Consider the following 19,672-nt stretch of genomic DNA (forward strand, 5'->3'; position numbering starts at 1 on the left):
TGGCGGGGATGTGTCTGAAAAATAGGGATGAAGCCATGGCAAGGTCAATGCCGACAATGGAGTGTCCGGTCGCATTCTGGGGATGGCGCGCAGGAGGCCTCGCCTCCCGGCCTCCCATGGCGGCTGCGATTTTGACTCGGGATTCGCTGGACTGTTCCAGTATACTGATATGTTTTTCTGGAAGCGGAGACTATTCATGCAGGATATCAGCCCAATACGTGCCCGCCTTGGCGATCTGAGGGGACGCTTGGAGTCCCTCTGGGGGTATCTTTGACTATGCCGGCAAGGATGAACGCCTGACCGAGGTGTTGCGCGAGCTGGAAGACCCGGATCTGTGGAACAACCCCGGGCGTGCGCAGCAGCTCGGGCGCGAGCGGGCGATGTTGGAGAACGTGGTGTTGGGCTTGCGGGAACTGCGCGCCGGGCTTGACGATACCGACGATCTTCTCGCAATGGCGGTCGCCGAGGAAGACGCCGAGACGGTCGATTCCGTGGTCACCGATCTCGACGGCCATGAAGCGCATATCGCTAAACTCGAGTTCCAGCGCATGTTCTCGGGCGCCATGGACCCGAACAACGCCTTCGTCGACATCCAGGCCGGTTCCGGCGGAACCGAGGCGCAGGACTGGGCCGAGATGCTGCTGCGCATGTATCTGCGCTGGTGCGAGACCCATGAGTTCAAAACGGAGCTAACGGAATATTCCCCGGGCGAGGTCGCGGGCATCAAATCCGCCACCATCGCCGTGCAGGGTGACTATGCCTTTGGCTGGCTGCGCACCGAGACCGGCGTGCATCGGCTGGTGCGCAAATCACCCTTCGACTCCGGCAATCGTCGCCATACCTCTTTCGCGGCCGTTTTCGTCGCGCCCGAGGTCGATGATTCGGTCGAAATCGACATCAACCCGGCCGATTTGCGGATTGATGTCTATCGTGCCTCCGGCGCTGGTGGTCAGCACGTCAACCGTACGGAATCGGCGGTGCGCATCACCCATAACCCGACCGGAATCGTGGTGCAGTGTCAGAATGATCGTTCCCAGCACAAAAACAAGGACCAGGCGATGAAGCAGCTCAAGGCTAAGCTCTATGAGCTGGAAATGCAAAAACGCAGCGCCGAACAGCAGGCGCTGGAAGACACCAAGTCCGACATCGGCTGGGGAAGTCAGATCCGCTCTTATGTGCTCGATCAGTCGCGCATTAAGGACTTGCGCACCAATATCGAGACCGGCAATACCCAGGCGGTTCTTGATGGCGGGCTTGATCCCTTTATCGAAGCCAGCCTGAAGAGCGGCCTGTGATCATTTCTTCGTTAGTGGTCTGTTTTTCCAAAGGTTTCTGTTTCCATCCAGACTGAAAACCAGCTGCCGCCCAGCCAGCCTGCCTGCCTACCTTCAAGCTTCACCCTTCACCCTTCACCCTTCACCCTTCAAACTTCAAACTTCCAATGTCCAATCCAAGCGCGCCCGACACTGAAGAACACAAGCTCATCGCCCAGCGTCGCGAGAAGCTCGCGCGCCTGCGCGAGCAGGGCGTGGCCTTCCCGAACGATTTTCGCCGCAACGCGGTGGCCGGGGAATTGCTGGCCGAGTATGAATCCAAAAGCGACGCGGAACTGGAAGCACTCGGGCCGCGGGTCAAACTCGCTGGGCGTCTGATGAGCCGCCGCGTCATGGGCAAGGCGAGCTTCGCTCATCTGCAGGATATGTCCGGGCGCATGCAGCTGTTCGTGCAGCGTGACCGCATCGGGGATGAGGCATACGCCTGGTTCAAAAAAGACCTCGACATCGGCGATATCTGCGGTGCCGAGGGGGTGCTGTTCAAGACCAAGACCGGCGAGCTGTCGGTGAAGGTCGAGGAGCTGCGCTTGCTGACCAAGTCCCTGCGCGCGCTGCCGGAGAAGTTTCACGGCCTGGCTGATCAGGAGACACGCTATCGCCAGCGCTATCTGGATCTGATCATGAACGATGCCACCCGGGTGACATTTCGGGTGCGCAGCGCCGTGATTCAGTTCATCCGCGACTATCTCAACGGGCTCGATTTCCTTGAGGTCGAGACGCCCATGATGCAGGCCATTCCCGGCGGCGCCCTGGCGCGGCCTTTCGTGACGCATCACAACGCGCTCGATATGCAGCTCTTTCTGCGCATCGCGCCCGAGTTGTACTTAAAGCGTCTGGTGGTTGGCGGCTTCGAGCGGGTCTATGAGATCAACCGCAACTTTCGCAACGAGGGGCTTTCGACCCGGCACAACCCCGAGTTCACCATGCTCGAGTTTTATCAGGCCTATGCCGACTACCATGATCTGATGGATTTGACCGAGGATCTGCTGCGACGCCTGGTGCGGCAGGTGCTTGGCGGCACCGAGCTCCGTTATCAGGGCGAGACCTACGATCTGGCCAAGTCCTTCCAGCGCCTGACGGTGCGCGAGTCTATCCTGGCCTTCAATCCCGAGCTTGCCGCCGCCGACATCGACGAACTGGAGCCGGCGCGGCGGCTGGCCGAGCGTCTTGGTATTCCACTCAAGGAAAGCTATGGCCTGGGCAAGGTGCAGATCGAGATTTTCGAAAAAACCGTCGAGTCGCGCCTGATGGAGCCGACCTTCATCACCGAGTATCCGCTGGAAGTTTCGCCGCTTGCCCGCCGCAATGATCACAATCCCTTGGTCACGGATCGCTTCGAGTTCTTTGTCGCCGGGCGCGAAATCGCCAATGGTTTCTCGGAGCTGAATGACGCAGAGGACCAGGCCGAGCGCTTCCGCCGCCAGGTCGAGGACAAGGCCGCCGGTGATCTGGAGGCCATGCATTTCGATGCCGACTACATCAGCGCGCTCGAGCATGGCATGCCGCCGACGGCGGGTGAGGGCATTGGCATCGACCGTCTGGTGATGCTCTTGACCGATGCCGCATCCATTCGCGATGTGCTGCTGTTTCCGCACATGCGCCCGGTGATTGCCAAGACCCCGGGCTCGGAAGCGGTAACCACTCAGACCAGCCCAAGGGATTCGAGCTGATGCCCGCCGGGCTTGGCTTGACCCTGGCCTATCGGTATCTTGCAAAAGATCAGGCCCTTGATGCTCGCTCCGGCGCGGGTGCGGGTTTGAGCGGCAACTAGGCTCCAGCAGTCATCCGAGCGGGCAAGGGGTTTCCTTATGATGTCTCACTCAGCACCCGCGCCCTTACTGCTGCGGCCTGCATGGTCGCGGCAGTTGCTGCTTTACTGCGCATTGGTGCATGTCGCGGCCTTGGCCATCGTGGCTGTCTTGCCCCTCTCCTGGACTGCCCGGGGTGGGCTGACTGTGCTGGTCATGGGCCTTGGAGTCTTGGACCTCGCGACCCACTGGTGGCGGCGCATGCCCTGGTCAATCATGGAGGTTGGTCTTGGCCCGGATGGCTGGGAGTTGGTCTTGGCTACCGGGGAGCCGGTGCAAGCGCGCCTGCTTGGGTCGAGCACCATGGGGGGGCAACGCCTGATGGTACTGAACTTCGCCTTCGGCGGCTGGCGTCGGTTGTCCTTGCCCTTGGCTGCCGATAGTCTGGATGCCGAGTTGATGCGGCGGCTGCGTGTTGAACTGCGCGCTGGGACCATCCCGAAAAAAGCTGTTCTAAAGAAAACAAACGGGCGATAACGGGGCATGCCGAGACAGCACGGGAGTGCTGATTCGGTGCCGAGACAGTAAGTTCATTCGCGGCATAACCTGGGAGTACGCGCCATGAAGATTCTGGTCACGGGGGGAGCTGGCTATATCGGCAGTCACACCCTGGTCGAGCTGCTGGCTGCCGGGCATGAGCCCGTGGTGGTGGATAATTTCTATAACAGCAAAGAAGACGCTCTGGCGCGGGTGCGGCGCATCAGTGGTCGGGATTTCGCTTTTCATCGCCTGGACTTGCGCGATCCCAAGGCGCTTGGGCAGGTCTTCGCGCGGCACGCCTTCGATGCCGTGGTGCACTTTGCCGGTCTGAAGGCGGTTGGCGAGTCGACCGAGCAGCCGCTGTTGTACTATGACAACAACGTGGCCGGGACTCTGAATCTGTGTCGCGCGATGGAGGAAGCCGGTGTGCGCCGCCTGGTCTTCAGTTCCTCGGCCACCGTCTATGGCGACCCGAAACAACTTCCCATCACCGAGGATTCACCGCTTTCCACGACCAATCCCTACGGGCGCACCAAATGGATGATTGAAGACATTCTGCGCGATCTGGCTGCCGCGGACGCACGCTGGCAGATGACCCTGCTGCGCTACTTCAATCCGGTCGGTGCCCATGCCAGCGGTCTGATCGGGGAAGACCCCAACGGAATCCCCAATAACCTGGTGCCCTATATCACCAAGGTCGCCATCGGCGAGCTACCAGAGTTACGGGTGTTTGGCAACGACTACCCGACGCCAGATGGAACCGGCGTGCGCGACTACATTCATGTGGTCGATCTGGCGCTCGGGCATCTCGCCGCGCTGCGCGAGGAATTCGCCACCCCTGGAGTGCGGGTCTTTAATTTGGGTACGGGTCAGGGCTATTCAGTGCTCGAGGTGCTCAGGGCCTTTGAGCATGCCTGCGGACGGGAACTCAGCTACCGCATCTATCCGCGCCGGCCCGGCGATGTGGCAAGCTGCTATGCCGATCCCGGCAAGGCGGAACGGGAGCTTGGTTGGCGAGCCCGGCGTGGGCTGCCAGAGATGGCGGCTGACAGCTGGCGCTGGCAACTCGGCAACCCCAAGGGATACGCGACTGAGGGCTGAGGGTTGCGATGAGTTGCTCCGCGCAGCGGTGCTCTGGTCCCTTGGGCGGAGTCAGGGTCCAGCGCTGGCGATCCGACTTGGTATTAAGGCGGGATTTGGCATTCAGGCGGCGCGATATTCGGTCTTGGAGCCGGTCAGATCCCACGCGAAGGTGCAGTCGAGATGCGACAGCACGGAGATCATCCCGCTTTCTCCATCCTCAACCATTACCGCGACTGGGGCTTTTTTGCCGAACTGCCTGTTGCCGCGCTTGACCCAAAGATCGCGCATTTCCGGATTGCGCGGGAAGAAGGTGTGCAGGGCTTCCTCGATGCGCAGCAGATAACCGACCCGGCGGTTGACGGTCGGATCATCGGGGAAGGGCTCCTCGTCACGAAAACGCCCGATATTGCGTGCCTTCACGCCTTCTGGCAGGTGCAACAGGTGCATGATGTCGCTAGCACCCAGGCCCCAGGCCTCAAGCAGGTTCATGGTGCGTTGTGTCATGAGCAGGCGTTCGTCGCGTGTCATACTGGTCATGGTCTGAATCCCGGCATCTTGCTCTTGGTTTGAAACTGTCATCACGCAAGCCAAGGGTCGGCTTTGCATGACGCTCATGATGACATCCTAAATCCCAGTATTCAAGTAGGAATTAAGGGGGTTGGGGTTAATCTCCAACCCCACCCCTAACCTCCACAAGAGGTAACCCCTGCAAACCCGGAAAAAGAAAAGGACAGTCGTTTTGTTTCTCGGCGGCTTGATTGTTCTTGACATCATGATCGTCGGAAACGATCATGCATCATGATGTTTAATGAAGGAGCATCAAGATGCGTACCACACTTACCCTGAATGACCAGATCGCGAAGAGTTTGCAAGAAAAAGCACACCAGACCCGCCAATCCTTCAAGGATGTGGTCAATCAAGCACTTAGCCTGGGACTTGGCTTGATGGAGCAGCCGAGCCAAGCTCGCCCTTATCGATTGTCTGCTGCCTCGATGGGCAAGCCCCGTGCGGGGATCAACCTGGATAAGGTGCTTGATTTGGCGGGGGAATTGGAAGATGAGGCCATCGTGCACAAGCTGGAAGCGCGCAAGTGATTGTGGTTGATGCCAACTTGTTGCTGTATGCCGTCAATCGCGACCTGCCGCAACATAACGCGGCACGTGTGTGGTGGGAGAGCCTGTTATCCCGCAACACTTCGGTTGGGCTGGCATGGGTGGTGATGCTTGCCTTTTTGCGCATCAGTACCCATCCGCGTATTTTTGAGTGCCCACTAAGCATTGAAGGGGCAAGCTCTTATGTGGATGAATGGCTCGCTGTGCCGGGCGTCAAACCGATTGCTCCCGGCCATCTGCACTGGCAGATTTTGCAGCCGTTACTCATCCAGAGCGGTACCGGCGGCAACCTGACGACGGACGCCCACTTGGCCGCACTGGCGATCGAGCAAGGGGGCACGCTTTATTCGGCTGACAACGATTTCAAACGGTTTTCCGGGTTGATTCATGTCAATCCGCTAGCAAACTAAAGGACGCTGGCAAACTAAGACAGCAAAGGAGGGCTCAGCGGCACAGGCGGGTGATGCGCAGGACGAGCGGGATCTGGCGCAGGCGGCGGAGGATGCGGGCGAGATGACGGCGACTTTGAACCTTAATCTGGAAGTCGAGGGTGGAGGCGCCGCCGGCTTTGTCGCGTGATTGGATGTTGGCGATGTCGGAACCGGCCTCGGCGATGGCGGTGGCAATGCTGGCGAGGGCGCCGCGCTGGTCTTCCACTTCAAGGCGGATCTCGGTGATGAAATCTCCGCTGGGTGCCTCGGCCCATTGCAGGTCCACCCAGTGCCCGCGCTTGCTCTGGTAGTCACCCAGGTTGCGGCACTCCAGGCGGTGTACAACGATACCCTTGCCGGGATTGAACAGCCCCGCGATCTGGTCGCCCGGAATCGGCCGGCAGCAGCGCGGAAAGGTCATGACCATGCCCTCGGTGCCCAGGATGGCGAGCTGCTGTTTGGAAGCGGACAAACTGGGCGCGACCGTGGAGGGTTCGGGTTGCTCGGCGCCCTCGGCGCTGGCCAGGCGCCGGGCCACCAGCATGGGCATGCGGTTGCCAAGGCCAATATCGGCAAACATGGCGTCGGCCGAGCTGGCATCGGTTTGCTGGGCATAGGCGGCGATTTGCTCGACGCTGATGTCATCCAGACTGAGCCCGAGGTTGTTCAACTCGTTGTTGACCAGGTCGCGCCCGAGCCGCGCCGCCTCGCGCTGCTGCATATTCTTGAGAAAGCCGCGAATATTCGCGCGCGCCTTGCCCGTGACAACAAACTTCAGCCAGTGCGTTTTGGGCGTGGCGCTGGGAATGGTCGATATCTCGACTGTCTGGCCGCTGCGCAGGATGGAGTTGATGGGCACGGGACGGCGGTCAATCACCGCATAGACGCCGGTGTTGCCGATGTCGGAATGGATGGCGTAGGCAAAATCAATGGCGGTCGCACCGCGGGGCAGGACTTTAATCTCTCCACTGGGTGTGAAGACATAGACGTCATCCGGGAAGAGGTCGATTTTGACGTGTTCCAAGAACTCGCGCGGATCGCCCGAGTCGCGCTGCAACTCGAGCAGATTCTGCAGCCAGTCGCTGGCCAGGGCCGGCGTTTTGCCATGTTCGCCACCAGTTTTGTATAGCCAGTGCGAGGCAATGCCGGATTCCGCCACCCGGTGCATATCGGTGCTACGGATCTGGATCTCGATTTTAACGCCCTGGGGGCCGAAGAGTACCGTGTGTATGGACTGGTAGCCGTTGGACTTGGGAATGGCGATGTAGTCCTTGAAGCGCCCCGGCACCGGCTTGTAAAGATTGTGCACCTGTCCCAGCACCCGGTAGCAGGTGTCGATGGAGTCGACGATGACGCGGAAGGCAAAAACATCCACCAGATCGTGGAAGGATTTGCCCTCGTCGCGCATTTTGCAATAAATGCTATACAGGTGCTTTTCGCGCCCGGTCACCTCGGCGGCGATGCCCTGCTGTTCGAGCCGGCGGCGGATGGCGCTCTCGACGCTGGCGATCATTTCATGATGACCGCAGCGCACTTTGCGCACGGCGTTATCCAGCACAAAATGCCGCCATGGCCAGAGGTGACTGAAGCCGAAGTCCTCCAGCGCCAGGCGGATGCTGTTAATCCCCAGGCGGTTGGCGATGGGGGCGTAAATATCGAGTGTCTCGCGCGACTTGCGCCGGCGCTTCTCCGGCGGCATGACTCCCATGGTGCGCATGTTGTGCAGGCGGTCGGCGAGTTTGATGAGGATGACGCGAATGTCGCGGGTCATCGCCAGCATCATTTTGCTGAAATTCGCCGCCTCTTTCTCGGCATCGGTCTTGAACTTGATCTGCGTGAGCTTGCTGACGCCATCGACCAGCTCCGCGATTTCATCATCGAACACCTCGGCGATCTGTTCTTTGGCTGTTGGCGTGTCCTCGACGACATCGTGCAGAATGGCAGCCATCAGGCACTTGTGGTCCATACGCAGGTCGGCGAGGATGCGAGCGACCGCGATGGGATGGAAGATATAAGGCTCGCCGCTGGTGCGTGCCTGTCCTTCATGTGCCTCGGCACCAAAGAGATAGGCACGGTAGATTTCGCTAATCTGCTCGCGCGGCAGATAGCTTTCGAGCTGTTTGCACAGATCGCTGATGAGAAAGCGCGGAGCGGCGTTCGTGCCGGTCACTTTCTTTGGGGGGATTGGCTGGGACACCGGTGTTGAGGCTGTGACCGCAGTGGCTAAAACATCCGGGTCTGGATTTGTCACGGCTTGTTCGCCCGCCACCGCGGGGTCGGCGACTCCGCGGGCAGGTGGCGCGAGCGCGGTATCGCTCATGTTGAGCGGTTGGGGTCTCAAATATCCTTGGCCACCGAGGCGGCCAACTCCTCGGCCAGGGCCTCTTCAAGCGATTTCGAGATGTTCTCGGGCTCGGCGGCCTGTTCCGCGACCTGCGCCGGGTTGATGTAACCGCCGGCGATTTCCCGCAATGCCAGCACTGTCGACTTATCCTTCGCCCAGGGCAGGAAGGGTTCGACGCCGTTGCTCAGTTGTCGCGCACGCTTGGTTGCAAGCAGGACGAGTTCAAATCGATTGTCGACATGCTCTAGGCAGTCTTGGACAGTAATACGGGCCATGGGTTGCTGTTACCTGTGGTGTCTTGTTTAAAGAACATGAGTTATCTCGGAAAATAGCAAACTTTTGCGCGTTCGATAAGGGATTTCCGCAATTTGGCCGGAAACCCCGAATGTCCTCTCGCCGCTCAAGCATCAGCGCCATGCTGGATTTCCATGGTTGGGCCGGTTATCGGGCCCGTCATTAAGCCCGTTGCCGCGTTTTTATATCTGGCTAGCAGCCGCCCGGGGCGGCTTCGGCATCGGACTCAAGCATGGCGTGCAGGGCGCCGCCGAGCTTGCGCTGCTGCCTGGCGCGGCGCAGTCCGAAGGCGCAGACCAGGGCGCGCAGTTCAGTCAAGGCAGCCTCGAAGCGATCATTGACAATCAGGTAATCGTATTCGCCATAGTGGGAGAGTTCGCCGCGGGCCTCGGCCATGCGCCGGGCGATGGTTTCATCACTGTCCTGCGCACGCTCGCGCAGGCGCCGCTCGAGTTCCCTGAGCGATGGCGGGAGAATAAAAATGGACACGGCTTCGGGGAAGTGCTGTCGCACCTGACGCGCGCCCTGCCAGTCGATTTCAAGCAGCAGGTCCTGGCCGTCGTCGAGCGCCTGGCGCAGCGTCTCGCGCGCGGTGCCATAGGCGTTATCGAACACCTGGGCGTATTCCACAAAGGCGTTTTGACGCACCATGTGCTCGAAGGTCTCGCGGCTGACAAAGTGATAATGCACGCCGTCGACCTCGCCCGCTCGGGGCGTCCGGGTGGTGTAGGACACCGACAGGCGCAGATTGGGGTGGCCATCAAGCAGGGCGCGTACCAGGCTGGTCTTGCCGGCGCCAGAGGGGGCCGATACAACGAACAGCGTGCCTTTTGGGTCATCGCCGCGACCCTGTGCTTGCTCGGGCTGACCGGAGGCGGATGATGGTGGCTCAAAAGCGGGGCTGTGGCTCATGCGGGGCTTCCTGTTTATTCCAGATTTTGAATTTGTTCTCGCATCTGCTCGATCAGCACCTTCATGTCGACGGCGATGCGGGTAACGTCCGCGTCGCTGGATTTTGATCCCAGGGTGTTGGCCTCGCGGTTGAGTTCCTGCATCAAAAAGTCCAGTCGACGACCAACTGGTCCCGTGTCGGCAAGCGTCCGACGGATTTCCTCGAGGTGACCGCTCAGGCGGTCCATTTCCTCGTCGACATCGCAACGCTGGGCAAAAAGCACCAACTCCTGCTCAAGGCGGTTAGGGTCGAGTTCGCCGCGAATTTCCGCCAAGCGATCACCGATGCGCGCGCGCATCTCCTCAAGCAGCCGCGGCATGCGCTCACGCACCTCGGCGACCAGCACAGTTAGACGTTCGCTGCGTTGCTCGATCAGCACGCGCAGGCGGGAGCCCTCGCGCTCACGCGCGGCCAGCAGTTCGCTCAGGGTGTCGTCAAAGAGCGCTAGCGCGGCCGCGTTCAGCCGATTGAGGTCTGGCTCTGGCTCCGCGAGCATGCCGGGCCAGCGCAGCAGGTCCGTGACGGAGGGCGCGGAGGGGGAGCGAGACTCACCCAGGCGCGCGGCAATGCGTTCGGCGGCGTCGAGTACTTGGTTCAGCAGCGGTTCGTTGATGTGCAGTTTGGCCTCGCCACCAGCAGCCGCCGCGAATCTGAGCGTGCAGTCGACTTTGCCGCGACCGATGCGCGCGGACAGACGCTCGCGCACGCCCGGATCAAGTCCGCGCAATTCCTCGGGCAGACGTAGGTTTGGCTCGAGAAAACGGTGGTTGACCGAACGGATTTCCCAGCTTAGCTCGCCGAAGGTGTCGCGGGTCTGGCGCCGGGCGAAGGCGGTCATGCTTTTGATCATTGTGGGCGTTTCTTGCCGGAGTTGTTGGTGGCGCGCGAGCTTACCGATGGGGTTCTGGTCTTGGGCGGCGGCCTTGGTTCGGTTTCGGGTCTATGATATACCAGAGCGAACTACCAGACTTGGGCCGGCGGATGCCAGCTCTGGCCGCGCGTGTTGAGATGTTGCGCGCACACATCTTTGATTGCTTTAACGCGGGACATTTTTCCATGGCAGTGCCCAACCGCGACACCCTTGAGCCCGGCACCTTCATCGACTGCTACCGCATTGTGCGCACCATCGGCAAGGGCGGTTTTAGTCTGATTTATCTGGCCAAGGATGACGAGACCGGCGATGAGGCGGTCATCAAGGAGTTTATGCCGAAAAAGATTGCCCGGCGTCTCGAGAACAAGTGGGTGGAAGCCATTGATGAGAACAGCCGCGTGAGCATGATTCGCAGTCTGCGGCTGTTCTTTCAGGAGGCCAAGGCCATGGCCGCGCTGCGGCATCCAAACATTGTCGGCGTGCGTGGCCTCTACCTGGCCCACGGAACCGGCTACCTGGTGATGCAGCATGAGCGCGGGCGCAATCTGGCGCAGTTCGTGCACGAGCGTGGCGGCGCGCTTAGTACCACCCTACTGTTACGCATTTTTTTGCCCCTGCTCGATGCGCTCATGCTGATTCACGCGCGTAGCATGCTGCATCTGGATATCAAGCCCGGCAATATTCACCTGCGCCACGGGCATGATCCGCTGCTGCTCGACCTGGGGGCGGTGCAGGTCATGTCCTCCGGGCGCAGCCTGGGTGGGCAGGTGATCACGGCCGGCTACTCGCCACCCGAGCAGTACACCAGCGGCGGCAATATCGGCCCCTGGACGGATGTCTACGCCGTGGGTGCCTCCATGCGTTCCTGCATTGAGGCCAAGACGCCGCAGCCATCGCCCGAACGGGTCGAAAAGGACGTCATGGTGCCCCTGGCGGAGGTGATGAAAGATCGCTATCCTGCAGGGCTGCTGGAGGCGGTTGACTGGTCCATGGAGTTGGAACCCGAGAAGCGCCCGCAGGATGCCGGGGAGTTACTGACGGTGCTGCAGAGCCAGGACTACGCGCTACCGAAGTCGACCCTGCGCGAGCTGTTGCCGTCCTTCCAGGCCGGAGGGGATATCAATTCCGCCACCACCGGCTTGCGCATTGGCGCGACAAGTTCGACCCTGACGCAGGATCTCTGAGTCCCGCTCCCCTGGGCTCGGGCTTCTCCGTGGCTGCTCGCGGCCGATCCTCCTATGCTCTTGCCGCCTATCAAACAATCCAGGAGTTTCTCCCATGCGCCCCTCCGCTCGCCGTCCTGATCAATTGCGCCCGGTGCGTTTCACCCGTCATTTCACCCGCTATGCGGCTGGTTCGGTGCTGGTGGAGTTTGGCGAGACCCGGGTGCTCTGCACCGCCAGTGTCTCCGAGCGGGTACCACCTTTTCTGCGCGGCAAGAACAGCGGTTGGCTGACCGGCGAATATGGCATGCTGCCCGGTAGCACCTCGGAGCGTAGCGACCGCGAGGCCGTGCGCGGGCGCCAGGGCGGGCGCACGCTGGAAATTCAGCGGCTGATCGGGCGCTCCTTGCGCGCCGCCGTGGACCTCAAGGCCCTGGGCGAGCGCACTATCACGCTCGACTGCGACGTGTTGCAGGCCGATGGTGGCACCCGCACCGCCGCCATTAGCGGAGCCTGGGTCGCGTTGCGCGATGCCCTGGATGGCTTGGTGGCTAGCGCGGCGCTCAAGGCGTCACCCCTGCTGGCGCAGGTCGCGGCCGTGTCAGTCGGTCTCCATGAGGGAGCGCCGGTGCTCGATCTCGATTATGCCGAGGACTCGACTGCGCAAGCCGACATGAATGTGGTCATGAATGCCGATGGCGGCCTGATTGAAGTGCAGGGCACGGCCGAGGGGCGCGCCTTTAGCCGCGCCGAGTTCGACGCCCTGTTGGACCTGGCCACTGGCGGACTCAATGAGATTTTCAACTTGCAGCGCGCGGCATGAGCGATCATCAGCATGCGGTTGTGCTTGCCAGCAATAATGCCGGCAAGCTGCGCGAAATCGAGCAACTTCTGCAGCCGGCCGCGGTGCGTCTTTACACGCAAGCGGAATTTGGCATTGGCAGTGCCGAGGAAACCGGACTGACTTTTGTCGAGAATGCCATTTTGAAAGCCCGCCATGCCGCGGCGGGTAGTGGCCTGCCGGCCATCGGCGATGATTCCGGGCTCGAGGTCGATGCACTGAACGGCGCTCCCGGCATCCACTCGGCGCGCTATGCGGGTCCGCAAGCAGATGATCAGGCCAATTGCGCCAAACTGCTCGATGCCATGGCCGAGGTGCCCCAGGGACATCGCCAGGCGCGCTTTCAATGCCTGTTGGTCTATCTGCGCCATGCCGAGGACCCGACTCCGATCATCTGTCAGGGCACCTGGGAGGGCTGGATTCTGACCGCACCGCGCGGTGACAAGGGCTTCGGCTATGATCCGCTGTTCTGGGTGCCCGGGCAAAATCGCAGTGCCGCCGAGCTTGACCCCGGCACCAAGAACGCGCTCAGCCACCGCGGGCAGGCGCTGGCGCGCTTGCTGTGCGCCCTGAGCGATAGACATGCTGGAGAATGCTCGCCATGAGCACGGATCAGGACAGCCATATCGCCATCTGTTTTCAGCAGGTGCGCGCGCGTATTCAGGCGGCCGAGCAGCGCTTTGGGCGCGAGCCCGGTAGCGTGTGCTTGCTCGCGGTTAGCAAGCGTCAGCCGCTGACCAAGCTCCTGGCCGCACATGCCGCCGGTCAGTGCGCCTTCGGTGAAAGTTATGTGCAGGAGGGGGTGGAGAAACAGCAGGCTCTCGCCAAACAGAATCTCCAATGGCATTTCATCGGCCGGGTGCAGTCGAACAAAACGCGCCTGATCGCCGAGCATTTCGACTGGGTGCATGGGCTGACCAGCGCGGACCACGCGCGACGCCTCGCGGACCAACGTCCGCCTGGGCGCGGCCCACTGCATGTCTGCGTGCAGGTCAATCTCAGCGGCGAGGCGTCCAAGGCGGGCATTGAGCCCGCTGCCGCGGCTGATTTGGTCGCGGAGATTCAAGGCATGGAGCGCCTGCGCCTGGAGGGCTTGATGACCCTGCCGGCGCCGACCGATGATGTCGCCGCTCAGCGGCGTCCCTTCGCGGCTTTGCGGGCGTTGCGCGATCAACTCGCCACTCGCTTCGGGGCTCTGCCCACGCTGTCCATGGGGATGTCGGGAGACCTTGAGGCCGCCATTGCCGAGGGCGCTACAATGGTGCGTGTCGGTACCGCGCTCTTCGGCGAGCGTGCACCAGTCTGAGTACCGTCCGGGCTGGTGGAGCGGAGCCAGGGTCGCGGTTCCATCCGTCTTGCCGCCGTCCTGAAGAATTGTTTTCAGCTGCTCCCGCGACCGGGAGCAAAGAGGAAAGACCTAACCAAGCGTTCAAAAGTCATGTCGAACACAGCTATTACCTTCATTGGCGGCGGCAACATGGCCCGCAGCCTGATTGCCGGTCTGATCGCCGATGACCACGAGCCGGCAGCCATTCGCGTCGCCGAGCCTGATGTCAACAAGTCAGAGCAGCTCTCGCGCCATTTTGGCGTCAGGGCCAGCGCGGACACCCAGGCGATGCTGCAAGGCGCGCGCGTGCTGGTGCTCAGTGTCAAGCCGCAGGTGGCCGCCGAGGTGTGCCGCGCGCTGGCGGATCTGCTGCCGGCCGAGACACCGCTGGTGGTCTCGGTCATGGCGGGCGTCACCGACGCCAGCATTCAGGCGTGGCTGGGCCGGTCGGTGCCCCTGGTGCGCGCCATGCCCAATACCCCTGCGCTGGTGCAGTCAGGTGCCATTGGCCTCTATGCCAACGCACAAGCCAGTGCGCAGGAGCGCAATCTGGCCGAGGAGATCCTGCGGGCCGGTGGGCTGACGCAGTGGGTCGAGCGCGAAGCTGATATCGACGCGGTGACGGCGCTCTCGGGCAGCGGGCCGGCGTATTTTTTGCTGCTGATGGAGGCGATGGAGCAGGCCGGTATCCGTCAGGGGCTGGACGCGGAGGCCGCGCGTCTGCTGACCATCCAGACCGCGCTCGGCACCGCGCGCCTAGCCATGGAGAGCGATGAGTCGCCGGCTGAGCTGCGCGCCCGTGTGACCTCGCCAGGCGGTACGACGGAGCGCGCGCTTGCCCGCTTCGAGGAGGGCGGCTTCAGCCTCCTGGTCGATCAGGCAATCACGGCGGCGCGGGCACGCGCGACCGAACTGTCTGGCGAGCTCGTCTAAGGCGCATAGTCCAGGCCACCCTGGAGTTTGCAGCGGTGTTGCAGGTCAGGAGATGCCATCTAGGGGGCTGATGAGTGACCCGCTCCCCAACATAATAGGAAATCGCAGGGAACATCTGCCGGAGACTTTGTCATGGGCGCGAGTTATTTTACCAATCCAATTATTTTTCTGGTCAAAACGCTGTTCGGTATTTACGTCACCCTGTTGGTGCTGCGTTTTTTGTTGCAGTGGGCGAGGGCGGATTTCCATAATCCAATTTCTCAGTTCGTGGTCAAGCTGACTGGGCCGGTGTTGCAACCGGTGCGCAGATTCGTGCCAAGTATCAAGGGCATGGATACCTCCTCCCTGCTGGTTGCCTGGGTGGTCAAAAGCATTGAGTTGTTGGTGATTGCCTTGTTGCTCGGTGCCTCGAGCCTGGCCTGGCTGGCACCCTTGTGGGCGATTCCGGCGCTGGTGAAGCTGGTGCTGAATCTCTTCTTGTTCGCGGTTCTTATTCGCGTGATTTTGAGTTGGGTCAATCCCGATCCCTACAACCCGGCGGTGTCCTTGCTCGGTCGCCTCACGGATCCGCTGATGTTGCCGGCGCGGCGACTGATGCCGCCCATTGGCGGCATTGATCTCTCGCCCATGGTGGTAATGATTGTGCTGGTGGTGCTGCAGATGCTGCTGCTGCCGCCCTTGCTCGCGTTGACCCTGGCCCCCGCGGAACTGGTGATCTGAGCCGGGTTCTAAATTGGGTAGTTGCGATGGGGTGTCAAGCGACTGGGGCATGACTGGAGCATGACTTGGTATCGCTGGGATGGCGAGGATCTGATCCTGAATGTGCGGGTGCAGCCACGGGCGCGTCGCGACGGCTTTGCCGATCCTATCGGCGATGCCATCAAAGTCCAGCTGCGCGCGCCCCCCGTGGAGGGGCGCGCCAATGTCAGCCTGACGGCTTTTTTGGCTAAAGCCTTTGGTGTGCCGCGCGCGCGGGTGACTCTGCTCGGTGGCGAGCACAGCCGAGCGAAGCGCCTGCGTATCCGGGAACCGCGAGAATTGCCTGCCGGTATCGAACCTCAGTGATACAGCCCTGTCGCCTCCCTGTCTATCCGGGTTGAGCACCCGGCGCTGCTGTGCTGACTCAGGTGGCCAGAAGCTGCCAGAAGGCCACGAGCGCAAAGCCGATGACCAGGGCCCCAGCCAATTGATTCAGCCAGGGACGCTCGAGCAGCCGTGCCGCGGCGCCGGCGAGCAGGCCCATGCCAAGCAGATTTGGCAGCGTGCCCAAACCAAAGGCCAGCATGAGGAGCGCGCCGGACAGGGCGCTGCCCGATGCCAGCGACCAGATCAGCACGCTATAGACCAGCCCGCAAGGCAGCCAGGCCCAGATGAAACCCACGCCTAGCGCCTGCCAGCCGTGGCGAATGGGCAGCCAGCGCCGGCCGATGGGCTCGAGGAAACGCCAGAGTCGAGCGCCCAGGTGCTCGAGCCGCGCCAGACCCTGCCACCAGCGCCCGAGATAGAGCCCGAGCAGCAGCATCATGACAGCGGCCGCGGCATAGAGCAGACGCTGGGCGTGCTCAAGCGGGAGGTACGCGAGCAGCCAGTCGCCCAACCCGCCAAAGAGCGCGCCCAAGAGGCTGTAACCCAGCAGGCGGCCGAGGTTGTAGCCGAGCTGCAGCGGCAGGCGCTCCAGAGCCGTGTGCGCGCGCGGCTGGCTTAACGTCAGGCTGGTGACAATGCCGCCGCACATGCCCAGGCAATGCATCCCGCCGAGGAAGCCGACCAGAAACGCGGTGATCAGAGAAGTTGTCATGGGTGACAAGTGGGTTTTGCGCGGCAGTGGATGCCTGAAGAGGCTATCATAAAGCAAGGATTCATGAGTTCGACCGGGTTTGCTAACGGAGGCTGGCTTGACGCAAGATCAAAAGATGCATGGGCAGGATTTTGTCCGCTTCGCGATTGAGGCCGGGGTGTTGCGATTTGGTGATTTCGCGCTCAAATCCGGCCGGCGCAGCCCCTACTTTTTCAACGCGGGGCTGTTCAATTCCGGCGCCGCGCTGGCGCGGCTGGGCCAATTCTACGCGCGCGCCCTGGTGGAATCCGGGCTCGGGGTCGATATGCTTTTTGGTCCGGCCTACAAGGGAATACCCCTCGCCGCCGCGACCGCCATCGCGCTGGCGGACCGGCATGATCGCGATCTGCCCTATGCCTTCAACCGGAAAGAAGCCAAGGACCACGGCGAGGGCGGGCGGATTGTTGGCAGTCCGCTCAAGGGGCGGGTGCTTGTGATTGACGATGTGATCACGGCTGGCACCTCGGTGCGCGAGTCGGTCGAGCTCATCGAGGGCGCCGGAGCTCGGCTCGCCGGCGTGTTGATCGCGCTTGATCGGCGCGAGCGCGGCACGGCCGGCCTGTCGGCGACCGATGAAGTCGCCGCGCGCCATGGCGTGCCGGTGATCAGCATCGCCTCGCTCGACGCCCTCATCGAGTTCATGAGTCTAAATCCAGAGTATGGTGACTTTACCCCCGAACTGCGCGGCGCGATGCAAACCTATCGGCTGCAGTTCGGTGTGACTGACAGGGGAGGAACATGATGATCCGTCGGCAGACTTTCTCCGATCATTGCAGCAAGCCCTCAATGGATCGCCCCGCGGGGAGGTCTCACGCCGGACCGCGCGGACTCGGCACGATCCTTTTCGCCTTTGGCTTGGGGGTCGTTGCCCTGTCCGCGCCGGCGCAGCAGCTGTATCGCTGGGTTGACGATGACGGCAAGACACATTTCTCCGATCGCCTGCCGCCCGAGGCGAGCGGCAAGGCGCGTGTTGAGCTCTCCGATGACGGCATTCCGGTCCGCGAGGTGGAACGGGCCAAGACCCGCGAGGAATGGCTCCAGGAGCAGGAAATTGAGCGACTGCGCAAGGAGCAACAGGCGTTGATCGAGAAGCAACGCAAGCAGGATGAGATTCTGCTGCGTTCGTATCGTTCCTCGGACGATCTGATGATGATGCGTGATGGCAAGATTGCCGCCATCGATGTGATGGTGCAGCAGATCAAGGGCAATATTCGCCGGTTGCAGAATCGCATCAATCGGTTACAGGAAGATGCCGCCGATCTTGAGCGCGCGGGCAAGCCGGTTCACCCGACGCTTGAGCGTGACATGCAGTCGACAAAAGAAAGCATCGAGGATGAGCTGGCGCTGATCCTGCGTCATGAGCGCACCAAACAGGGGATTTACGAGGACTTTGCCGAGGATCTTGAGCGCTTCCGGCGTCTGAAGGACGTCCGCGAGCCGGTGGCGGATACCACCGGTGAGCAAGTCCGCCTGGGACTGAAGAACCTGGTGCTGTGCGCCGATGATCGCGAATGCGATCTGCTCTGGGGGCAGGCCGTGGGCTATGTGGAGACGCACTCCACCGAGCCGGTCGAAAGCCTGAGCGATAATGTGGTGATCACGGCGGCGCCAAAGGACGAGGAGGATATCAGCCTGATCGTCTCGCGCATTCCGAATGATCCCAAGAACCCCAATGCCGGGGCCGTGCTCTTTTTGGACCTGCAATGCCGCAGCTATACCGAAACGGCATCTTCCTGTCGCACACCGGCGCGCAACGCGGTTCTTGAAGGCTTCCGCACCGCCTTGCTTGTGGACGAAGCCGGCCAGAATGCCGATGGAGATAGCGATGCCAGCGAGACCGACGCCACGGGCTCCACTCCTTCGGCCGGAGAGTCGGGACCGCCGCGCTCGGGGAGCGGGGACTAGCGGCGACGGATCAGGCTGCCGATGCCTTCATCGGTGAAAAGATCGAGCATCACCGCATGCTCGATACGTCCATCCAGGATATGGGCGGCGCCTACGCCCATCTGCACCGCCTCCAGGGCGCAGCGCACCTTTGGCAGCATGCCGCCCTGAATGGTCCCATCCTTGATGAGTTGATCGACCTTGGCGGCATCAATGACCTTGATCAGCTCGCCCGTGTTGTCCAGGAGCCCGGCGGTATTGGTCAGCAGAATGAGTTTTTCGGCATGCAGTACCTCGGCCACCTTGCCGGCGACCAGGTCGGCATTGATGTTGTAGGAAAAGCCATCTGCACCGACACCGATGGGCGCGATCACCGGAATAAAATCGCCCCCGACCAGCATGTCCACCACCGCGGGGTCGATGCTCTCGACTTCGCCGACATGGCCAATATCGATGATCTCAGGCGCGTGCAGCTCGGGCGCGTCGCGTTTTAACAGCAGCTTGCGCGCACGGATGAAATCCCCGTCCTTGCCGGTCAGACCCACGGCCGCGCCGCCATGACGGTTGATCAGGGTGACGATCTCCTTGTTGACCAGGCCGCCCAGGACCATCTCGACCACATCCATGGTCTCACTGTCGGTTACCCGCATGCCCTGCACAAACTCCGTGGCCTTGCCAAGACGCTTGAGCAGATCGCCAATCTGCGGCCCGCCGCCGTGCACCACCACTGGGTTGATGCCGACCAGTTTCATCAACACCAAATCGCGCGCGAAACCCTCTTTGAGCCTTTGCTCGACCATGGCGTTGCCGCCATATTTAATGACAATGGTTTTGCCGCTAAAGCGGCGGATATAGGGCAGTGCCTCGATCAGGACGTGGGCAATATTCTGGGCGCGTTCGGCGGGAAGAGACATGGTTCTTGATGGCTGGTGGTTGGTGGCTGGTGGTTGATGTATGCTTGCTGGTACAGGGGGATCA

The 19,672-nt window shown here is 61.6% G+C and carries 22 protein-coding genes; 15 read left to right on the forward strand and 7 right to left on the reverse strand.

The window, feature by feature from the left end; genetic code table 11:
* The first annotated feature begins 196 nt into the window (after positions 1-196).
* The 4 genes from prfB to galE all read left to right on the forward strand — a co-directional run bounded on the left by prfB (position 197) and on the right by galE (position 4,723).
* Positions 197-1,295 (forward strand): peptide chain release factor 2 gene (gene prfB / locus Thiowin_RS05535; protein WP_328986740.1). Its coding sequence is split into 2 segments (ribosomal slippage): positions 197-271 and positions 273-1,295, totalling 1,098 coding nucleotides; the frame shifts between segments, so codons are not numbered across the junction.
* A 146-nt stretch (positions 1,296-1,441) separates the two neighbouring features.
* Complete coding sequence (gene lysS / locus Thiowin_RS05540) at positions 1,442-3,004, forward strand: lysine--tRNA ligase (RefSeq protein WP_328986741.1); 1,563 nt, start codon at positions 1,442-1,444, stop codon at positions 3,002-3,004.
* Positions 3,005-3,142: 138 nt separating this feature from the next.
* Positions 3,143-3,619, forward strand: coding sequence for a hypothetical protein (locus Thiowin_RS05545; RefSeq protein ID WP_328986742.1), 477 nt, complete (start codon positions 3,143-3,145; stop codon positions 3,617-3,619).
* Positions 3,620-3,703: 84 nt separating this feature from the next.
* The gene (gene galE / locus Thiowin_RS05550) at positions 3,704-4,723 is read left to right on the forward strand and encodes a UDP-glucose 4-epimerase GalE (protein WP_328986743.1); all 1,020 of its coding nucleotides are present in this window, start codon (positions 3,704-3,706) and stop codon (positions 4,721-4,723) included.
* Between the two features lie 102 nt (positions 4,724-4,825).
* Here galE and Thiowin_RS05555 read toward each other — a convergent pair whose 3' ends face one another.
* Positions 4,826-5,242 carry a DUF2384 domain-containing protein gene (locus tag Thiowin_RS05555; protein WP_328988012.1) on the reverse strand — a complete coding sequence of 139 codons (417 nt, stop codon included), beginning with the start codon at positions 5,240-5,242 and terminating at the stop codon, positions 4,826-4,828.
* 287 nt (positions 5,243-5,529) lie between these two features.
* On the opposite strand from Thiowin_RS05555, the gene Thiowin_RS05560 reads away from it, so the two are divergent.
* Both Thiowin_RS05560 and Thiowin_RS05565 read left to right on the forward strand, forming a co-directional pair.
* The gene (locus tag Thiowin_RS05560; RefSeq protein WP_328986744.1) at positions 5,530-5,799 is read left to right on the forward strand and encodes a hypothetical protein; all 270 of its coding nucleotides are present in this window, start codon (positions 5,530-5,532) and stop codon (positions 5,797-5,799) included.
* Positions 5,796-6,227, forward strand: a complete 432-nt coding sequence (locus Thiowin_RS05565; protein WP_328986745.1) for a type II toxin-antitoxin system VapC family toxin — start codon at positions 5,796-5,798, stop codon at positions 6,225-6,227. Before Thiowin_RS05560 ends, Thiowin_RS05565 begins: the two co-directional genes overlap by 4 nt.
* Positions 6,228-6,261: 34 nt before the next feature.
* Here the strand turns inward: Thiowin_RS05565 and Thiowin_RS05570 are convergent, their stop codons facing one another.
* The 4 genes from Thiowin_RS05570 to Thiowin_RS05585 form a co-directional block, all read right to left on the reverse strand.
* Positions 6,262-8,568, reverse strand: a complete 2,307-nt coding sequence (locus Thiowin_RS05570) for a RelA/SpoT family protein (protein WP_328986746.1) — start codon at positions 8,566-8,568, stop codon at positions 6,262-6,264.
* Between the two features lie 17 nt (positions 8,569-8,585).
* Positions 8,586-8,867 carry a DNA-directed RNA polymerase subunit omega gene (gene rpoZ / locus Thiowin_RS05575; RefSeq protein ID WP_328986747.1) on the reverse strand — a complete coding sequence of 94 codons (282 nt, stop codon included), beginning with the start codon at positions 8,865-8,867 and terminating at the stop codon, positions 8,586-8,588.
* A 211-nt stretch (positions 8,868-9,078) separates the two neighbouring features.
* A complete protein-coding gene (gmk, locus tag Thiowin_RS05580) occupies positions 9,079-9,798 on the reverse strand; it encodes a guanylate kinase (RefSeq protein ID WP_328986748.1) in 720 nt (239 codons plus the stop codon).
* Between the two features lie 14 nt (positions 9,799-9,812).
* Complete coding sequence (locus Thiowin_RS05585) at positions 9,813-10,688, reverse strand: YicC/YloC family endoribonuclease (RefSeq protein WP_328986749.1); 876 nt, start codon at positions 10,686-10,688, stop codon at positions 9,813-9,815.
* A gap of 206 nt (positions 10,689-10,894) precedes the next feature.
* On the opposite strand from Thiowin_RS05585, the gene Thiowin_RS05590 reads away from it, so the two are divergent.
* The 7 genes from Thiowin_RS05590 to Thiowin_RS05620 all read left to right on the forward strand — a co-directional run bounded on the left by Thiowin_RS05590 (position 10,895) and on the right by Thiowin_RS05620 (position 16,038).
* The gene (locus tag Thiowin_RS05590) at positions 10,895-11,893 is read left to right on the forward strand and encodes a serine/threonine protein kinase (RefSeq protein WP_328986750.1); all 999 of its coding nucleotides are present in this window, start codon (positions 10,895-10,897) and stop codon (positions 11,891-11,893) included.
* A 94-nt stretch (positions 11,894-11,987) separates the two neighbouring features.
* Positions 11,988-12,695: a ribonuclease PH gene (gene rph / locus Thiowin_RS05595; RefSeq protein ID WP_328986751.1), complete on the forward strand. Its 708-nt coding sequence runs from the start codon at positions 11,988-11,990 to the stop codon at positions 12,693-12,695.
* On the forward strand, positions 12,692-13,318 hold the full coding sequence (gene rdgB / locus Thiowin_RS05600) for an RdgB/HAM1 family non-canonical purine NTP pyrophosphatase (protein WP_328986752.1): 627 nt from the start codon (positions 12,692-12,694) through the stop codon (positions 13,316-13,318). The genes rph and rdgB overlap by 4 nt, the downstream gene beginning before the upstream one ends.
* Positions 13,315-14,019, forward strand: a complete 705-nt coding sequence (locus tag Thiowin_RS05605) for a YggS family pyridoxal phosphate-dependent enzyme (RefSeq protein ID WP_328986753.1) — start codon at positions 13,315-13,317, stop codon at positions 14,017-14,019. Before rdgB ends, Thiowin_RS05605 begins: the two co-directional genes overlap by 4 nt.
* Positions 14,020-14,151: 132 nt before the next feature.
* Positions 14,152-14,973: a pyrroline-5-carboxylate reductase gene (gene proC / locus Thiowin_RS05610; RefSeq protein ID WP_328986754.1), complete on the forward strand. Its 822-nt coding sequence runs from the start codon at positions 14,152-14,154 to the stop codon at positions 14,971-14,973.
* Between the two features lie 132 nt (positions 14,974-15,105).
* Positions 15,106-15,693 carry a YggT family protein gene (locus tag Thiowin_RS05615; protein ID WP_328986755.1) on the forward strand — a complete coding sequence of 196 codons (588 nt, stop codon included), beginning with the start codon at positions 15,106-15,108 and terminating at the stop codon, positions 15,691-15,693.
* A 60-nt stretch (positions 15,694-15,753) separates the two neighbouring features.
* On the forward strand, positions 15,754-16,038 hold the full coding sequence (locus Thiowin_RS05620; RefSeq protein WP_328986756.1) for a DUF167 family protein: 285 nt from the start codon (positions 15,754-15,756) through the stop codon (positions 16,036-16,038).
* Between the two features lie 58 nt (positions 16,039-16,096).
* Here Thiowin_RS05620 and Thiowin_RS05625 read toward each other — a convergent pair whose 3' ends face one another.
* Positions 16,097-16,771, reverse strand: a complete 675-nt coding sequence (locus Thiowin_RS05625; RefSeq protein ID WP_328986757.1) for a sulfite exporter TauE/SafE family protein — start codon at positions 16,769-16,771, stop codon at positions 16,097-16,099.
* Positions 16,772-16,886: 115 nt separating this feature from the next.
* Between Thiowin_RS05625 and pyrE the strand changes: the two genes are divergently transcribed.
* Together pyrE and Thiowin_RS05635 are read left to right on the forward strand one after the other, a co-directional pair.
* Positions 16,887-17,552, forward strand: coding sequence for an orotate phosphoribosyltransferase (pyrE, locus tag Thiowin_RS05630; protein ID WP_328988013.1), 666 nt, complete (start codon positions 16,887-16,889; stop codon positions 17,550-17,552).
* A gap of 44 nt (positions 17,553-17,596) precedes the next feature.
* Complete coding sequence (locus tag Thiowin_RS05635) at positions 17,597-18,715, forward strand: DUF4124 domain-containing protein (protein ID WP_328986758.1); 1,119 nt, start codon at positions 17,597-17,599, stop codon at positions 18,713-18,715.
* Here the strand turns inward: Thiowin_RS05635 and argB are convergent.
* Entirely contained in the window at positions 18,712-19,608 is an 897-nt protein-coding gene (gene argB / locus Thiowin_RS05640) for an acetylglutamate kinase (protein WP_328986759.1), read from the reverse strand. The two genes, Thiowin_RS05635 and argB, sit on opposite strands and share 4 nt — an antisense overlap.
* Positions 19,609-19,672: the final 64 nt, after the last annotated feature.

The organism is Thiorhodovibrio winogradskyi (assembly GCF_036208045.1).
Taxonomy (GTDB): Bacteria; Pseudomonadota; Gammaproteobacteria; order Chromatiales; family Chromatiaceae; genus Thiorhodovibrio; species Thiorhodovibrio winogradskyi.

Coding starts and splice junctions, on each gene's coding strand:
- Thiowin_RS05590 (WP_328986750.1), top strand. CDS start 10,895: ATGGCAGTGCCCAACCGCGACACCCTTGAGCCCGGCACCTTCATCGAC.
- Thiowin_RS05585 (WP_328986749.1), bottom strand. CDS start 10,688: ATGATCAAAAGCATGACCGCCTTCGCCCGGCGCCAGACCCGCGACACC.
- argB (WP_328986759.1), bottom strand. CDS start 19,608: ATGTCTCTTCCCGCCGAACGCGCCCAGAATATTGCCCACGTCCTGATC.
- Thiowin_RS05560 (WP_328986744.1), top strand. CDS start 5,530: ATGCGTACCACACTTACCCTGAATGACCAGATCGCGAAGAGTTTGCAA.
- Thiowin_RS05615 (WP_328986755.1), top strand. CDS start 15,106: ATGGGCGCGAGTTATTTTACCAATCCAATTATTTTTCTGGTCAAAACG.
- lysS (WP_328986741.1), top strand. CDS start 1,442: ATGTCCAATCCAAGCGCGCCCGACACTGAAGAACACAAGCTCATCGCC.
- galE (WP_328986743.1), top strand. CDS start 3,704: ATGAAGATTCTGGTCACGGGGGGAGCTGGCTATATCGGCAGTCACACC.
- rpoZ (WP_328986747.1), bottom strand. CDS start 8,867: ATGGCCCGTATTACTGTCCAAGACTGCCTAGAGCATGTCGACAATCGA.
- rdgB (WP_328986752.1), top strand. CDS start 12,692: ATGAGCGATCATCAGCATGCGGTTGTGCTTGCCAGCAATAATGCCGGC.
- gmk (WP_328986748.1), bottom strand. CDS start 9,798: ATGAGCCACAGCCCCGCTTTTGAGCCACCATCATCCGCCTCCGGTCAG.
- Thiowin_RS05545 (WP_328986742.1), top strand. CDS start 3,143: ATGATGTCTCACTCAGCACCCGCGCCCTTACTGCTGCGGCCTGCATGG.
- pyrE (WP_328988013.1), top strand. CDS start 16,887: ATGCATGGGCAGGATTTTGTCCGCTTCGCGATTGAGGCCGGGGTGTTG.
- rph (WP_328986751.1), top strand. CDS start 11,988: ATGCGCCCCTCCGCTCGCCGTCCTGATCAATTGCGCCCGGTGCGTTTC.
- Thiowin_RS05620 (WP_328986756.1), top strand. CDS start 15,754: ATGACTTGGTATCGCTGGGATGGCGAGGATCTGATCCTGAATGTGCGG.
- Thiowin_RS05570 (WP_328986746.1), bottom strand. CDS start 8,568: ATGAGCGATACCGCGCTCGCGCCACCTGCCCGCGGAGTCGCCGACCCC.
- Thiowin_RS05625 (WP_328986757.1), bottom strand. CDS start 16,771: ATGACAACTTCTCTGATCACCGCGTTTCTGGTCGGCTTCCTCGGCGGG.
- proC (WP_328986754.1), top strand. CDS start 14,152: ATGTCGAACACAGCTATTACCTTCATTGGCGGCGGCAACATGGCCCGC.
- Thiowin_RS05555 (WP_328988012.1), bottom strand. CDS start 5,242: ATGACCAGTATGACACGCGACGAACGCCTGCTCATGACACAACGCACC.
- Thiowin_RS05635 (WP_328986758.1), top strand. CDS start 17,597: ATGGATCGCCCCGCGGGGAGGTCTCACGCCGGACCGCGCGGACTCGGC.
- Thiowin_RS05605 (WP_328986753.1), top strand. CDS start 13,315: ATGAGCACGGATCAGGACAGCCATATCGCCATCTGTTTTCAGCAGGTG.